Raw genomic sequence first — 15,859 nt, forward strand, 5'->3', positions numbered from 1 at the left:
AGGCAAGGCTTTCGGGCAGGACGGGCGCAAGATCCCGGCAGGACGCGGCGCGGGGGCGACCCTGCCCGGATCCGGGCGGCATCTAAGGCCGGGCGCGGGCCCGGTCAAGGTGATCGGTTGAGGCATCCGGCGGAAGCGGGCCCGTCGAGTGCCCCGTCGGAGGCGCCACGGTCCAGGCGCCCCCGGTCAAGGCTCCCCCGGTCAAGGCGCCTTCGTCAGAGCGCCCCGGCCGAGGCACTTCCGCCAAAGCGCCCCGATCAGGCGGTCGGGCCGCCCCGTGATCAGACCGCCTTTTTCAGCGCCTCGACCAGATCGGTGCGTTCCCACGAGAAACCGCCATCGGCTTCCGGCGCGCGGCCGAAATGACCATAGGCCGAGGTGCGGGCGAAGATCGGCCGGTTCAGCCCCAGATGGTTGCGGATCCCCGAGGGCGTCAGGTCGAGCGAGGCGGTCACCGCGCGCTCGATCACCTCGTCGGGGACGGTGCCGGTGCCATGGGTGTCGATATAGATCGACTGCGGCTCGGCCACGCCGATGGCATAGGAAACCTGAAGCGTGCAGCGCTCGGCCAGGCCCGCGGCCACGACATTCTTGGCCAGATAGCGCGCGGCATAGGCGGCCGAGCGGTCGACCTTGGTCGGATCCTTGCCCGAGAACGCCCCCCCGCCATGGGGCGCGGCCCCGCCATAGGTGTCGACGATGATCTTGCGCCCGGTCAGCCCGGCGTCGCCGTCCGGCCCGCCGATCACGAAGATCCCGGTCGGGTTCACATGCCAGGCGGTGTTCTTGGTGATCCAGCCCTCGGGCAGGATCTCGCGGATATAGGGCTCCACGATCTCGCGGATATGTTTCGACTTCTGTTTGCGGTCGGAATGCTGGTGCGACAGCACGATCGAGGTCACCTCGACCGGCTTGCCGTTTTCGTAGCGCAGCGAAAGCTGGGATTTGGCGTCGGGAAGCAGCGTGGGCTCGGCGCCGGATTTGCGCGCCTCGGCCAGGCGGCGCAGGATCGCATGGGCGTATTGGATCGGCGCGGGCATCAGCTCTTCCGTCTCGCGGCAGGCATAGCCGAACATGATGCCCTGGTCGCCCGCGCCCTCGGCCTTGCCCTTCTTCGCATCGGCATCGACGCCCTGGGCGATATGGGCGGACTGGCGATGCAGGTGGTTCTGCACCTTGACGGTTTCCCAGTGGAACTTTTTCTGCTCGTAGCCGATGTCGCGGATGCAGGCGCGCACGATGTCGGGCACCGATTTCAGCATCCGTTTCAGCACATCGGGGTCCGAGAGCCCGACCTCGCCCCCCACGACGACGCGTCCGGTGGTGGCGAAGGTCTCGCAGGCCACGCGGGCATGGGGTTCCTCGGTCAGGAAGGCATCCAGCACCGCATCCGAAATGCGGTCGCAGACCTTGTCGGGATGCCCTTCGGAAACGGATTCCGAGGTGAAGACGTAGTTCTGGCGGCTCATGGGAATTGCTCCAATCGGGTGATCCCCGCCACGCCAGGAAGCCGTTGTGGCGGTTCGATGGCCCCGCTTACGCGCCCCCGCCCGAAGTTTCAACCCGCCGCAATGCGGCGTCCGCGCAAGGCCGACAGCCCGAGTCCCGCCAGCAACAGCGCCAGAAGCGGCGCCTCGCCGAACCGCGCGATCATCCGCGCATAGGGCGGCGCGGGCAGCGCGCCGGGGATGGCGGCCTCGATCACGCCGCGCATGCCCAGATCCAGCCGCGCCGCCGCGCCGCCGGGCAGGCGGGCCACCCGCCCGCGCGCGTCGATCACCGCCGAGATCCCGGTATTGGCCGCCCGCAGCACCGGCAGCCCCTGTTCGATCGCCCGCAGCCGGACCTGGGCGAAATGCTGGTAGGGCCCGGTCAGGGTGCCGAACCAGGCGTCGTTGGTCACCTGAAGGATCCAGTCGCCGCGCGCGGTTCCGGCAAGGTGCTGCGGAAAGATCGCCTCGTAGCAGATCAGGGGTAGCGCCCGGCCAAGTTCACCGAAATCCAGCAGGTTGCGCCCCTCGCCCGCCGTATAGCCCGCGCCGACCTGGCTGGCGAAGGCGCGCAGCCCGGTCAGCCGGTAGACCAGGTCGCCGCCCGGGATATATTCTCCGAAGGGCACCAGATGGACCTTGTCGAAATGCTGCCCGACCCGCCCGCCGGGGCCGAAGACCGCCAGCGTGTTCCAGGCCCTGCCCGATCCCTCGCCCACCCCCGCGCCCTCGTCGCGCTGGATGCCGGTCGCCACCGGCGCCCCCCCGGCCGAGGCCGAGATCGCCTGCGCCACCGGGCCTTCGGGCTCGACCAGATAGGGCACGGCGGTTTCGGGCCAGATCACCAGATCGACCGGATCGCCGGTGCTGAGCGCGCGCAGCAGGTCGAAATTCGCCCGCGCCAGATCGGGGTCCCATTTCAGGCTTTGTTCGATGTCGGGCTGGACGATGCGGACAAGGCCCGGGCGCGCGGGGGGCTCGGGCAGCGAAAGCCGGTGGAGGGACCAGCCCCCGGCCAGGCCCGCGATTGCCAGCGTCAGAGCGCCGCCGCGCCAGGGCCCGAGGGAAAGCGGCGCGGCCACGGCCAGAAGCGTCAGCAGCGTCATGCCATAGGCGCCGGTCAGCGCGGCCATCTGGGCAAGCCAGGTCCCGGCCCAGATATGGCCGGGCAGGGCCCAGGGAAAGCCGGTCAGCACATGGCCGCGCGCAAGTTCGGCCAGCGAAAGCGCAAGGGCAAGCGTCACCGCCCCCCCGCCCATCCGCCGCGAGAGCCAGCCCGCCGCGCCCCAGAACAGCCCAAGGCCGAAGGCCACGCCAAGCACCGCGAAGGGCGCCATCCAGCCGTGCCGCAGCGGATCGACGAAAAAAGGCTGCACGATCCAGGAGAGCGAGATCCCGAAATAGCCCGCGCCCACCCCGACCCCGCGCGCGAAGGCCGCCCCGGGGCCCGTCGCCGCCCCGATCCGCAGCAGTGCCAGCGCGAAACCTGCAAGCGCCAGCGGCCAGAGCCCGAACGGCGCCTGGCCAAGCGACGCCAGCGCGCCGATGGCGAAATTCCTGCCGAAGCCCGGGGCCCCGGCGCGAAGGCGCCTTGCAAATCCACTGGCGCGAAGGCGCCTTGCCAATCCGCTGGCGCGAAGGCGTCGTGCGAATCCACTTGCGCGGAATTGCCCGAAAAGCCCCTCGGGGCGCAGGAGCTCACCGGGGCCGTCGGTGCGAAGGTGCGCCGCCAGACCCCATGCGCCAGTCCCCTCGCCGGGCAGGCGCGCAAGGCCTGCGCCTGCCGACAGGTGCTCCCGTCCCGGTCGGGCAGAGAATCCAGTGGGACGGGTCACCCTGTCAGCCTGCCCCGGTCCTGGAACTGCGGGCCTTGGAGTTGTGGGTCCCGGGGGTGCCGATCCCGGATCCATCGGCCCCGGATCCGCCGACCCCAGATCCGCCGGCCCCGGTTTCGCCGTTTCCGGCCAGCCCGGCCCCGGCCAGCGCGGCGGTCGTTTCCGCCGCCCGCTCCGCGCCGGGCAGGCGCAGCCGAAGCCGCTTGATCCGCCGCGAATCGGCGTCGAGGATCTCGATCTCGATGCCGTTTTCCAGCACCACCACCTCGCCCGTGGCGGGCACGCGGCCGGTGCGCAGGAAGACGAGGCCGCCGATGGTGTCCATCTCGTCATCCTCGTCCGCGCCGCGCAGCCGGATGCCGAGCCCCTCTTCCAGCTCATCCAGCGGCGCGATGGACTGGGCGGCGATGACGCCGGGCGCTTCCTCTTTCCAGAGCGCGCCCTCTTCCTCGTCATGCTCGTCCTCAATGGCGCCGATCACCGTCTCGATCAGGTCCTCGATGGTGACAAGCCCGTCCACGCCGCCGTATTCGTCGATCACCAGCGCCATGTGGATGCGCTCTTTCTGCATCCTCTGCAGAAGAACGCCCGAGGCCATGGAGGGCGGCGCGTAAAGGATCGGGCGCAGGATCCCCTTGAGATCGAAGGCAGGTGCCGCGCCGAACCCGTAGTTCAGCGCCAGATCCTTCAGAAGCACCAGCCCCACCGGATGATCCAGCGTTCCGTCATAGACCGGCAGGCGCGACAGGCCCTCGGTGCGGAAGACCCCGACCAGTTCCTCCTTGCCGATATCGGCGGGGACGGCCACGATCTCGGCCTTGGGAATGGCGACGTCGTCCACCCTCAGATCGCGCAGGACGGCCAGTCCCGTAGCTTCGGCCCCGGACCGCGCGGCGGCCTCCTGATCGCCGGAGGGGTTGAAGGCGGAAAGGATCCGCCCGAACAATCCGCGCCCGGAAGCTTCCTGCGGCGGTTCTTCGATCTGCCCCGGCAACGCGTCCTGCGCGGCGGGTGATCCATCGGTGCTACTGCCCATCGGTCCTTTGTCCAGAAGACACCCGTCCTGCGGGTGCGCGTTCAATATGGGTCGGAAACACCCAGTCGCGCAAGTATCCGCACCTCCAGCCCCTCCATCAGCGCGGCATCTTCGTCCTCGACATGGTCGTAGCCCAGAAGATGCAGCACGCCATGGACCAGAAGATGGGTGACGTGATCCTCGGCGGGCTTTTGCTGGGCCAGGGCCTCGGCCATGCAGGTCTCCCATGCGATGGCGATATCGCCCAGCGATTCGGGATCGTCCGGCGTGCCCGGCTCGGGGGGGGCGGGCGCCTCGCCCACGAATTCCGCGCCGCGTTCCTCGGAGGGCCAGGACAGGACGTTGGTCGGCTTGTCCTTCTGGCGGAAATCGCCGTTCAGCGCGGCGATCCGCGCATCGTCGCAGCCCAGCACCGCCAGCGTGAACCCCACTCGCGGCAGGTCGAGCGCGGCCAGCACCCCGGCCGCCGCGCGGTCCGCCAACCCGGCCAGGCCGAATGCGGCCCAGCGGTCATCCTCGGTCACGGTTTCGACAAGCGGCTCCATCCCGCCCGCCTAGCGCGGCGGGCCGGGCCGGGCAAGCCCTCAGGTCTCGGGGACCAGGATTTCGCGCTTGCCGACATGGTTCGCGGGCGTGACGACGCCTTGCTCCTCCATCTGCTCGACCAGGCGGGCGGCCTTGTTGTAGCCAATGCCCAGCTTGCGCTGGATGTAGGAGGTCGAGCATTTGCGGTCCTTGGCGACGATCGCCACCGCCTGGTCGTAAAGCGCATCCTCGCCGTCGGTATTGCCGCCAAGCCCCAGCACCGCGTCGATGTCCGAGGCGGTCTCGTCATCCGGCCCGTCGACCACGCCCGACATGTAGGAGGGCGGGCCGAAGCTTTTCAGATGGTTGACGATTTCCTCGACCTCTTCGTCCGACACGAAGGGGCCGTGGATCCGGGTGATCCGCGCGCCATTGCCCATATAAAGCATGTCGCCCTGGCCCAGAAGCTGCTCGGCGCCCTGTTCGTTCAGGATGGTGCGGCTGTCGATCTTCGATGTCACCTGGAACGAGATCCGGGTGGGGAAGTTCGATTTGATCGTGCCGGTGATGACATCGACCGAAGGGCGCTGCGTCGCCATGATCAGGTGGATTCCGCTTGCCCGCGCCATCTGGGCAAGGCGCTGGATGCAGGCTTCGATCTCTTTCCCGGCGACCATCATCAGATCGGCCATTTCATCGACGATGACGACGATGAAGGGGAAGGGCTCGGGCGCGAATTCCTCGGTCTCGAACACCGGATCGCCGGTTTCGTCGTCGAATCCGGTCTGGATGGTGCGCTTGAACAATTCGCCCTTGGCGATGGCCTCGCGCACGCGGCCGTTGTAGCCCTCGATGTTGCGCACGCCCATCTTGGACATGCGGCGGTAGCGCTCCTCCATCTCGCCCACCACCCATTTCAGGGCGACGACCGCCTTCTTGGGGTCGGTCACGACGGGCGAGAGCAGATGCGGGATGCCGTCATAGACGGAAAGCTCCAGCATCTTGGGGTCGATCATGATCAGGCGGCATTCCTCGGGCGTCAGCTTATACAGCAAGGACAGGATCATGGTGTTGATCGCCACCGATTTGCCCGAGCCGGTGGTCCCCGCGATCAGCAGGTGGGGCATCTTGGTCAGGTTCGCCACCACCGCCTCGCCGCCGATATCCTTGCCAAGCGCCAGGGGAAGCCGCATCTGGCTGTCGCCGAATTCGCGGGCCGAGAGGATCTCGCGCAGGAAGACCTTCTCGCGATGCGCATTGGGCAGTTCGATCCCGATCACCGAACGGCCCGGCACGGTCGAGACCCGCGCCGACAGCGCCGACATCGAGCGGGCGATGTCGTCGGCCAGCCCGATCACGCGCGAGGCCTTCAGGCCGGGCGCGGGTTCCAGCTCATACATCGTGACCACCGGGCCGGGGCGGACCGAGACGATCTCGCCCTTCACGCCGTAGTCGTCGAGCACGTTTTCCAGCATCCGGGCGTTTTCCTCCAGCGCCTCGTCGGAAAGCTGGTGGCCGGTCGAGCCGGAGGGCGCCGACAGAAGCCCAAGCGGCGGAAGCTCGTATTCCGAGACGGCGGGCTCTTCGAAACGCAGCGAGGGCTGGGCCTCGGCCCGGGCGCGGGTGGATTGCGGCGCGGGCTTTTTCGTCGGTGCCTGCACGATGGGGCGGCGGTCCAGCGCGACCGGCGTGACACGGGGCAGGGCGGGCGCGGGATCGTAATCGGGCTCGAATCCGTCATCGGCCTGCTGGTCCGGCGTCCAATCGGCCCCGGCCTCGTTCCAGTCGGGCGCCTGCGGCTCGGGCGCGGCGCGGAAGGCGGCGGGCTGCCAATCGCCGACCTGCGGCTCGGGCGCGTCCTGCCAATCCCCGGCGCCCTCCTCGGCGAACATGTTTTCCGGCAGGTCCTGATCTTCCGGCAGATATTGCGCGGATGCGGTCCCGGGCGCCGGTTCGGGCAGGACGCCCGAGGCCGGACGGGCCGAAGCGGGCGCGCGCGAGCCCGGGCGGGTATCCGCCATCAAGGGCACCGGGCCGCGCGGCCGCATCAGGGGCGGCTCGTTGCGCTGGAACTCCGTGCGGCCGGGATCGAAGCGGCGCGCCAGCGCGGCCTGAAGCGGGGTCAGCACCGAATCCGCGGCGGCGGTTGCGGCGGGGCCGCCCCTTGCCCGGATCGCATCGGAAACCCTTGCGCGGATGCGGTCTTCCTGCGGCAGGCCGGCGTCGAGGGCATGGGCGGGCGGCTCGGGCTCCACCAGTTCGGGCTCGGGCTCGACCACGCGGCGCATCCGGGCCAGAAAACCCAGCTTTTCCTTTGGCAGATCGTCTACGGGCGGCTCGAAGCGGCGCGGCTCGGCGCGCAGCGTCGAGGGTGCGTTCCAGCCCTGCGCGGCGCCAAGCGGCTCGGGCGCAAGATCGCCCGCATCGACGAAACCCGCGGCGGGACGGCGCACCACGCCGCGTGCGCCCGGCGCCCCTGTCGCCGAAAGCGGCGCGGCGGCACCGTGGAGGACGGGATCGGAGGACTGCAGATCCTCACGCGCGAGGCGGCGGCGCGCCGCCATGGCGCGCGAGGCCGACACCGCCCCGCTCGCGCCCTTGCCCATCCATTGCATCAACTGGTTCCAGCTCAGGACCGAGCCGAGGACCAGCGCCGCGCGGATCACCCGCAATTCGGCCCGGTCGAAGCCGGTGACGTAAAGCAAAAGCGCGATCAGCGCGAAGAAGGACAGGACCGCGACCAGCTTCAGCCCGACCGCCATCGACACCGGCAAAAGCCCCAGCAGCGCGCCGACCGCCGTCATCCCGAACATCCCGCCCAGCCCGTAGTCATGCGGCCAGCCCGCGGGCGGCGTCAGCGTCTCGGCATGGACCGAGGCCAGCACCACCGCGATCACGGCGAAAACCATCCGGCCCAGCACCCGCTCGGCCCCGCGATGCAGGACGAAGCGCAACCCCCAGGCCAGCAGGATCAGGGGAATCGCCCAGGCGCCGCGCCCGATCAGGATCATCAGCGTGGCCGAGACGGCGGCGCCGAACCGGCCCAGCATGTTGCGGGCGGGCTCCTGGGTCGAGACCATCCAGCCCGGATCCTCGGGCGAATGGCTGCCCAGCATCAGCGCGAACAGCACCGCGACCAGAACCAGGGCCACGCCGATCAACTCACGCCCGCGACGCTCAAGCATCATCTGCGTGCCTTGATCGAGAAGCGGATCGCGCTGTCTTGCCTGCCAGGATGCCATGCCTTGCCCTCGTCAAACATAGAGGCAGTCGCGGAGCCTGGTCAGCCCGCGCTGCGTTTCTTCTTGGGGAGCGACCAGCGCCACCCGGATATATTCCTTGCCCGGATTTCCGGTTTCGGTGTCGCGCGACAGATAGGCGCCGGGCAGGACCCGGACCCCGGTTTCGCGCCAAAGCCGCAACGCGGCCGCTTCGCCGTCGTCCACCGCAAGCCACAGGAACATGCCGCCATCGGGCAGGCGGAAATCCTGATGGCCCGCGAAGACCTCGGCGGCGATGCGGTATTTCTGCTGGTAGAGCGCCAGCGAGGCCGCGACATGTTCCTCATCCGACCAGCAGGCCTCGGCCACCTTTTGCAGCGGCAGCGGCACCGGCGCGCCGGCAAAGGCGCGCAACTGGCGGATGCGGCGGATGGCCTCGGCCCCGCCCGCGACGAAGCCCGAGCGCAGCCCCGGCATGTTCGAGCGTTTGGAGAGCGAGTTGAAGACCACCACCCGCTCGGGATCGGCGCCGGTCGCGGCGGCGACCTCGATCAGGCCGGGCGGCGGTGCGTCGCGCCAGATCTCGGAATAGCATTCGTCGGAAAAGACCGCGAAATCATGGGTTTCGGCCAGCGCCAGCAGATCCGCCAGCCAGTCGCGCGAGGCGACGGCGCCCTGCGGATTGGCGGGCGAACAGACATAGGCCAGCGCCGCGCGGTCCAGCACCTCGGCGGGCAGGGCGGCGAAATCGGGCAGAAAGCCGGTGGCGGCGGTCGCGGGGACATAGACCGGCTCGGCCCCCATGGCGAGGGCGGCCACGGCATAGACCTGATAGAACGGGTTCGGCATCAGGACGGTCGGGCGGCGGCCCTTCTTCGCCTCGGGACACAGCGCGACGCAGGCGTTGAACAGCCCCTCGCGCGTGCCGTTCAGCACCATCAGGCGGTCTTCGGACAGGGACACGCCGTAGCGCCGCGCGATCCAGCCCGATATGGCGGCCAGCAGCGCGGGCGTGCCGTCATTGGGCGGATAGGCGCCGAAACCGGCAAGGTTTTCGGCCAGGATCGGGCCGACGAAACCGGGCATGGGGTGTTTCGGCTCGCCGATGGTCATGGCAATGGGATCGCCGCCGGGGGCGTGCGCATCCAGAAGTTTCCGCAGGCGCGGAAACGCATAATCCGGCAGGTTCGAGAACCGCTCAGGAAAGATCATTGCTGCCTCATCGCCGGGGTCGTATCGCCCCGTTTGCGGCCAAGATAGCGCCGGATCCTGCGGTGGTCCAGATTTTCTCAACCATCCCTAGGGGTTGGTGGGGCGAATTGTGGCTTTTATGTCCCCTTGGCGCGCGGCCCTGCCTCAGCCCAGGGCCCGGTCCGCCGCCGCGCCAAGCCGCAAGAGCCGCTCTTCGCCCATCGGCGGCGCCATCAGCGAAATCCCGCAGGAGGGTTCCGAGGTCGGCAGCGTCAGCGCGCAGCCCCCCGTCAGATTGCCGATCCGGGTGTTGCGCAGGGCCAGTAGATTTTCGGTCACGTAATAGTCGCCGTCGCGCATCAGCCGCGCCGCATCGGGCGGCAGGATGGGCGAGGTGGGCAGCAGCACCGCGTCGAAACCCGCGACCCGCGCCGCCCAGACCCCGCGCAGATCGCGCAGCCGCCGCCAGGCCGCGACGTAATCGGCGGCCAGGAACGTGCCCCCGGCGCGGAAGCGTTCCAGGATGGGGGGGAACATCTTTTCGGGCGCGGCCTCGATGGTCTCGCGCCAGATGCCATAGGCCTCGGCGGTGTAGAGGATCCCGGTCAGCGCCATCGCCTCGGCGATCTCGGGGGCCGAGATCCGCTCGATCCGGGCGCCCGCGCGGGCGAGGCGGGTGCAGGCATCCTCGAACCCGCGCGCGGGCCTCGCCCGCAGGTCGTCGAGCGCCACGGTCTCAAGCACCGCAAGGCGGGTGCCCGACAGATCGGCCCCGGTCAGGTCCACCGGCCTGCCACCCTCCAGCGCGGCCAGAAGCAGTGCGCAATCCTCGACCGAATGGGCCAGCGGGCCCAGGGTGTCGAATTCACCGCAAAGCGGCACGGTTCCCCGCAGCGAAAGTCGCCCATGGCTGGTCTTGAGCCCGATCAGATCGTTCCAGGCCGCCGGGATCCGCACCGAGCCGCCGGTGTCCGAGCCGATCGCCGCGGGCGCCAGCCCGAAGGCGACCGAGGCGGCCGCGCCGGAAGATGATCCGCCCGAGACCGCCGCTTCGTCGTTCAGGCAGGGCGGGGTCGCGGTCACCGGATTGAGGCCCAGCCCCGAAAAGGCCAGTTCCGACATATGGGTCTTGCCAAGGCAGACCAGGCCGGAAAGCGTCGCCGTCTCAAGCACTTCGGCATCGGCTTCGGGCACCCGGCCCGCCAGCAGCGCCGAGCCCGCCTCGGTCGCGGTTCCAGCGGTGTCGAAGAGGTCCTTCCAACTGACCGGCACCCCGTCGAGCGGCCCCTTGCGAAAGCCCGAGGCCGCGCGGGCTGCCGCCGCGACCGCCTCGCCCCTGGCCCGGGTCTCGGTCAGCCGGGCATAGATGCGCGGCGACAGGCTATGTTCGGCGATCCGTTCGAAGAACGCCTCGGCCAGTTCGACCGGGTTGATGCGGCCCTTGCCGATCTCGCGCCCCAGTTCCGCCGCCGTCATGTGGAACCACGTTCCGCTCATGCTTGCCTCGCCTGCTTGCCCGCCTCGCGCAAGGCTAGCGGCAAGGCGGCACATGGACAATGGCCCGGCGGCGCAATAGGCAAGGGGCATGGAGGCAAGCGGCATGGAAAGTGATGTTCTGATCGCGGGCGGCGGGCTGAACGGACCGGCGCTGGCGCTGGCGCTAGCGCAGGGCGGGCTTCGGGTCACCATCGTCGATGCCCGTCCCGCCCCCGCGCGGGCCGAACCCGGTTTCGACGGCCGCGCCTATGCGCTTGCGCTGGCGTCGAAGCGCCTGCTCTCGGCCATCGGGGTCTGGTCCGCCGTGGCCGGGAAGGCCCAGCCGATCCTGCGCATCAAGGCCAGCGACGGCCGCGCCGGAGAGGGCCCCGCGCCGTTCTTCCTCAGCTTCGATTCGAACGAGATCGAAGAGGGTCCGATGGGCTTCATGCTGGAGGACCGCTTCCTTTACGCCGCATTTCTTGAGGCGATGCGGGCCGAACCCGCGATCACGCTGGTCCCGGGCGAGACGGTGACGGGGCAGGACGTCACGCCGAGGAGCATCACTGTCGATCTCGCCTCCGGTCGGCGCCTTGGGGCGCGGCTGCTGGTCGGTTGTGACGGGCGCGGATCTGGGGTGGCCGCGCGCGCCGGGATCCGCCGCCTTGGCCATGGCTACGGCCAGACCGCGCTTGTGACCGCGATCCGACACGAGAAGGATCACGAGGGCGTGGCGCAGCAGTTCTTCATGCCGGCGGGCCCGCTCGCGATCCTGCCCTTGCCGGGGGGCTTCCATTCTTCGATCGTCTGGAGCGAGGAGAGCGCGCGCGCCGAGGCGATCCAGGCCCTGCCCGACGACGAATATCTCGCCGCCCTGCGCCCGCGCTTTGGCGATTTCCTGGGCGAGATCGCGCTGGCAGGCGCGCGGTTCACTTATCCGCTGACCCTGTCGCTGGCCGAGAAATTCGTCGCCGAACGGGTGGCTTTGGTGGGCGATGCCGCCCATGGCGTGCATCCGGTGGCCGGGCAGGGGCTCAATCTGGGCCTGCGCGACGTGGCCGCGCTGGCCGAGGTGCTGATCCTGGCCCATCGGCGGGGCGAGGATTTCGGCGCGGGGGTGGCGCTGGAAAGCTACCAGACCTGGCGGCGCTTCGACGCGACCGCGCTGGCGCTTGGCATGGATGCGGTGGCGCGGCTGTTCTCGAACGACAATCCCTTGCTGCGCGCCGGGCGCGGCCTGGGGCTGGGGCTGGTCAACGCCCTGCCGGGCCTGCGGCGGCGCTTCATCCGCCAGGCGGCGGGGGTAGAGGGCGAATTGCCCCGTCTGCTGGCCGGTAAGGCGATCTGAGCCACTATCGGCAGGTTCCACGCGGGCGCATCGGGGCCTCAGATCGTGACGAAAGCCTCGCTCCGCGGATCGTATTGCTGCAACTCGCCCTCGCCGGTGTTGTTCCAGAGCCCGTGCAGGGTCAGCAGGTCGTTCTCGACCGCCTTGCGCACGAAGGGGAAGGTCATCAGGTTTTCCAGGCTGGTGAGCACCGCCTGCCGTTCCAGCGCGGGCAGGATCTCGTCCTGCGGCAGGTGCGAGACCTTTTCGAACCCCGGGCGCAGGATATCCATCCAGCGTCCGACGAAGCTGGTTTCCTCTTCCAGTTGCGGCGCGATCCCGGTGCACATGTCGTGGCAGCCCTTGACGCCGCCGCAATTGGAATGGCCCACCACGATCAGATGCGCCACGCCAAGCGCGGCCACCGCATATTCCACCGCCGCCGAGGTGCCGTGGTTCTTGCCGTCGGGTGTATAGGGCGGCACCAGGCCCGCGATATTGCGGTGGATGAAGAACTCGCCCTCGTCGGCGCCGAAGATCGAGGTGACATGCACCCGCGAATCGCAGCACGAGATGACCATGGCGCGCGGGTGCTGGCCGGATTCGGCCAGGCGGCGATACCAGACGCGATTCTGCTGATAGGCCGTGGCGCGCCAGCCGTGGAACCGCTGGACCAGATAGTTGGGGAGGGGGCGAACATTCTGCATTGGCTTGCTCCTTCTTCAGCGGAAGTATGCCGCATTTGCGAAAAATGCGAGTGGCAAAATCCGAGATTCCACGCCTGTTTCCCGCTGTCTTTAGCAAAGTCTAAAGCCTGAGGGGGCCATGATCCCCCGGGGTCAGTGGGGCACGTCGGGGTGACGGCATGACGAATATGACGATTTTGCATCCGCGAGAGCGGATCTTGCAGGATGGCGAGGCGATCGCCGCAATCTATCGCAATCTGGGCACGGCCACGGCCGAGCGCATGGTGACCCGCGCGCTGGGAGAGCTGGCGCTCACCATGGCCGGAATCGCCGCCCAGGTGCGCGCGCGGCGGATGGAGGACCTGTCGCGGCAGTTGAAGAAGCTTCAGTCCATGGCCGAGAACCTGGGCATGATCAGCCTTGGCCTTGTCGCCAAGGATGCGCAGATGTGCCTTGCGCGCGGCGATGGCACCGGCTTTGCGGCGGTATGGGCGCGGCTGATGCGGGTCGCCGAACGCTCGCTGGCCAGCGATCAGGGGTTTGCCGATCTCTCGCTCTGAGGCCCGGGCGCTGGGGGGCAGCGCGGTGGAGGGCCCGGCCGCGCGGTGCGCCGGGGCGGCCGCGCGCCCGTCTGCCTATGCCGAGAATATCGCGATGATGATCGTGTTCACGATATCGATGAAGAAGCTGTAGGCTCTGGACTCATGAGTCCTGTGTGAACAACGTTGAACGCGTTGATTTTGCGTGATGATCCGTCGGTTTTGTTGGCGTTGTATCGCAAGGTTTCGTAATCTGGGCGCAGAAACCCTTCAATTTCGGATCGCCGATGACCGTAAGGGGCGGCTGGACCGCACCTTCCAGGCTTTGAGCTGATCGTCGCATTGGATGTTCGTGATGATCAGGAGGGAGTTTCTCCATGGAGACTGCATTGGAGGTTCTCCCGGTTGGCGGCCGAGGCCGTTGGAACCGGAAGTGGCCAGATGAGGTGAAGGCGCGGGTCGTGGCGGAAACGCTGGAGCCTGGCGCAACGGTGAACGAGGTGGCGCGACGGCACGGCTTGCCTGCAAACCATGTATCATCTTGGCGAACGCTGGCACGGAAGGGGCGGCTGGTTCTGCCCGCGCCGGAAGACCCCGTAGAGTTCGCGACGTTGATGCTGGGCCCGGGCGACGAGCCGCCCCCTGCCGTCGTGCGGCCTGTGGCGGAGAGGGCCGAGTTCGTCGTCGGCGCTGTGGCCATCCGCCTGGAAGCCGGGGCCTCGGCAGATCGGATAGCATCGGTGGCCCGCGCGCTGACGGTCGGCGCATGATCTTCCCGTCGAACCGGGTTCGGATCATGGTCGCGACGAAAGCGATCCCTCGCCATCAGGCTTGAACCAATGGCGCCCATGGCTCGATCCGGAAAGGTCATGACGGGCTGGCCGCGCTGGTGTCGTTGGTGCTGGGCAAGGATCCGTTCAACCGTGACCGGCTCTGGGGTCAGGATCGCTTCCCGGAGATCGGCTAGGGCCTTCCGGTAGACCGGTTCGTTGAGGGCGCGCATGGAAACCCGATTCACGCCCTCATCCACTGTGGCTGCGGTGCGCCCGCCCGGCATGGCGCCGATCTGCCCCATGCTGGCGGTGGTGAGCTGCCGAAGGAGCCACATCAGCTCCTGACGGCGGCGGCTGATCTCGCGGGTCTGGTCGCGGCCGGTCAGATCGGGCAACGGGGCCCGCGTGCGGCGCAGAAAGCGATCAAGAACCACATCGGTGGGCAGGAAAGCGAGGGACGGCAAGGTCACGAAACCGCCTCCTTCTTCGCGCGCGGGCAGGACCGGCAGGTCCGATACATGCGGACCCGCTCGCTGTTTTCGTTGGAAAATGACCGGGCCTTGAGCATCCAGTCGCGGCAGGCCGCGGTGGAAATTTCGCCGAGGGCCGGGCACAAAACCGTGCAGTCCATGAACACGCCCCGAACCACTTCCTCGACCGCCTCCATGTCGCGCGGGTATTTCGCCCGAAGCACATAGGAGACGAGTGAGGCCGAGCGGTTCAGGCGCTTCGCAACCCGGCTCTGGCTGGTGCGAGCGATATAAAGGGGGGTGGCAGCACTCACAGCCCTGCCTCCGCCGGATAGATAGCGCCGGTGTTCGGGTCATAGACCTGACGGACCCTCTGCATCCGCGGTGCCTTCGGACCCGAGGGACGGATCAGGCGGTAGCGCGCGATGCGGCCCCGGGCAGGATCGGCCTTCGTCCGCACCCGAAGATAACCTGCGGCCAGCAGCCGCTTGCAGTAATCCTTCGCCGTGGACTCGGGGATCTCGATCGAGGCGTTCTGTATCAGGTCGCGGAAGTCGAAATCATTGAGACCGCACATCGCAAGCCAGAGCTGGCCGACGACCTCGCCCAGCGTGACCTTGCTTCCATCGGCCCGGACGCGCGGGGCGTGATGACCCATGTCGCTGATCAGCTTCCAGGCGCCGGGGCGGCCCGGCGGCGGTTCGAGGTATTCCAGATGGCCCGCCTCGGTCAGCGCCTTCAGATAGCGCAGGACGGTCGAGCGGTTGAACCGGGTCTGTTTCGCGATCGCTGCGACCGTGATCCGATTCGGCACCTTTTTCAGGGAGAGCCACATCGCCTGGCGGCCGTCACCGGCATCGGCTGGGCGGCGTCCCATGCTTTTCACGGGCGCGGTTATCCGAGGATCCTCCGCGGTGCGGGAGCCTGCCCCGTCAGCCAGGCGATATGGGGAATATCCGTCGCGCCGATCCCACTCGCCATCGACCCGGGCGTAGTCCTTCGCCTTGTTGAGGTTCGACACCACGAGCCGGGCCACCGCGCGCGAAACCTCCAGGATATGCTGAAGAACCTCTTCGGCGATGGTCAGCCCCGGGCATTTCAGGCCGACAAGGACGCCGGCCTCGCGCAGATCCGCCGACTGCGCCGCCACCGACTACCAGCAGGTTTTAATAGCCCCATGTTTTTTGGCCGCCTTTTTTGCTAATTTTGAGGCAAGGAGGCCATGATGGGCACAGGCTTTTTCAGCGACGACTTCAAGCGTGACGCGGTCGCTCAGATCACCGAGCGGGG

At 68.4% G+C, this 15,859-nt stretch carries 13 protein-coding genes and 1 riboswitch; of the genes, 2 read left to right on the top strand and 11 right to left on the bottom strand.

Annotated elements, in window-relative coordinates; translation table 11 throughout:
* Positions 1–281 precede the first annotated feature (281 nt).
* From metK to ABNX41_RS06335, 7 genes are all read right to left on the bottom strand, one after another.
* Positions 282–1,469, bottom strand: a complete 1,188-nt coding sequence (metK, locus tag ABNX41_RS06305; RefSeq protein ID WP_438668870.1) for a methionine adenosyltransferase — start codon at positions 1,467–1,469, stop codon at positions 282–284.
* 6 nt (positions 1,470–1,475) lie between these two features.
* Positions 1,476–1,525: riboswitch (SAM-SAH riboswitch) on the bottom strand.
* 33 nt (positions 1,526–1,558) lie between these two features.
* Positions 1,559–3,115 (bottom strand): apolipoprotein N-acyltransferase, encoded by a 1,557-nt coding sequence (gene lnt, locus ABNX41_RS06310; protein ID WP_438668871.1) that lies wholly within the window; start codon positions 3,113–3,115, stop codon positions 1,559–1,561.
* A gap of 214 nt (positions 3,116–3,329) precedes the next feature.
* Positions 3,330–4,361 (bottom strand): transporter associated domain-containing protein, encoded by a 1,032-nt coding sequence (locus ABNX41_RS06315; protein WP_438668872.1) that lies wholly within the window; start codon positions 4,359–4,361, stop codon positions 3,330–3,332.
* A 41-nt stretch (positions 4,362–4,402) separates the two neighbouring features.
* Positions 4,403–4,906: an rRNA maturation RNase YbeY gene (ybeY, locus tag ABNX41_RS06320; RefSeq protein WP_438668873.1), complete on the bottom strand. Its 504-nt coding sequence runs from the start codon at positions 4,904–4,906 to the stop codon at positions 4,403–4,405.
* A 39-nt stretch (positions 4,907–4,945) separates the two neighbouring features.
* Entirely contained in the window at positions 4,946–8,128 is a 3,183-nt protein-coding gene (locus tag ABNX41_RS06325; protein WP_438668874.1) for a DNA translocase FtsK, read from the bottom strand.
* Between the two features lie 12 nt (positions 8,129–8,140).
* Positions 8,141–9,319, bottom strand: coding sequence for an aminotransferase class I/II-fold pyridoxal phosphate-dependent enzyme (locus tag ABNX41_RS06330; protein WP_438668875.1), 1,179 nt, complete (start codon positions 9,317–9,319; stop codon positions 8,141–8,143).
* Between the two features lie 144 nt (positions 9,320–9,463).
* A complete protein-coding gene (locus ABNX41_RS06335; RefSeq protein WP_438668876.1) occupies positions 9,464–10,795 on the bottom strand; it encodes an amidase in 1,332 nt (443 codons plus the stop codon).
* Positions 10,796–10,898: 103 nt separating this feature from the next.
* Between ABNX41_RS06335 and ABNX41_RS06340 the strand changes: the two genes are divergently transcribed.
* On the top strand, positions 10,899–12,122 hold the full coding sequence (locus ABNX41_RS06340; protein WP_438668877.1) for a UbiH/UbiF/VisC/COQ6 family ubiquinone biosynthesis hydroxylase: 1,224 nt from the start codon (positions 10,899–10,901) through the stop codon (positions 12,120–12,122).
* Positions 12,123–12,160: 38 nt separating this feature from the next.
* On the opposite strand, the gene ABNX41_RS06345 is transcribed toward ABNX41_RS06340, so the two are convergent.
* Positions 12,161–12,808: a carbonic anhydrase gene (locus ABNX41_RS06345; protein ID WP_438668878.1), complete on the bottom strand. Its 648-nt coding sequence runs from the start codon at positions 12,806–12,808 to the stop codon at positions 12,161–12,163.
* Between the two features lie 158 nt (positions 12,809–12,966).
* Here ABNX41_RS06345 and ABNX41_RS06350 point away from each other — a divergent pair, with 158 nt between their 5' ends.
* The gene (locus ABNX41_RS06350; RefSeq protein ID WP_438668879.1) at positions 12,967–13,347 is read left to right on the top strand and encodes a hypothetical protein; all 381 of its coding nucleotides are present in this window, start codon (positions 12,967–12,969) and stop codon (positions 13,345–13,347) included.
* 142 nt (positions 13,348–13,489) lie between these two features.
* On the opposite strand, the gene ABNX41_RS06355 is transcribed toward ABNX41_RS06350, so the two are convergent.
* Genes ABNX41_RS06355 through ABNX41_RS06365 form a run of 3 tightly spaced genes read right to left on the bottom strand, consistent with a single transcriptional unit; the run spans position 13,490 to position 15,719 of the window.
* On the bottom strand, positions 13,490–14,569 hold the full coding sequence (locus ABNX41_RS06355; protein WP_438668880.1) for a helix-turn-helix domain-containing protein: 1,080 nt from the start codon (positions 14,567–14,569) through the stop codon (positions 13,490–13,492).
* Positions 14,566–14,883 carry a hypothetical protein gene (locus ABNX41_RS06360; RefSeq protein WP_438668881.1) on the bottom strand — a complete coding sequence of 106 codons (318 nt, stop codon included), beginning with the start codon at positions 14,881–14,883 and terminating at the stop codon, positions 14,566–14,568. The genes ABNX41_RS06355 and ABNX41_RS06360 overlap by 4 nt, the downstream gene beginning before the upstream one ends.
* The gene (locus ABNX41_RS06365; protein WP_438668882.1) at positions 14,880–15,719 is read right to left on the bottom strand and encodes a helix-turn-helix domain-containing protein; all 840 of its coding nucleotides are present in this window, start codon (positions 15,717–15,719) and stop codon (positions 14,880–14,882) included. Before ABNX41_RS06365 ends, ABNX41_RS06360 begins: the two co-directional genes overlap by 4 nt.
* Between the last annotated feature and the right edge of the window lie 140 nt (positions 15,720–15,859).

The organism is Pseudogemmobacter sonorensis (assembly GCF_042762395.1).
Lineage (GTDB): Bacteria > Pseudomonadota > Alphaproteobacteria > Rhodobacterales > Rhodobacteraceae > Pseudogemmobacter > Pseudogemmobacter sonorensis.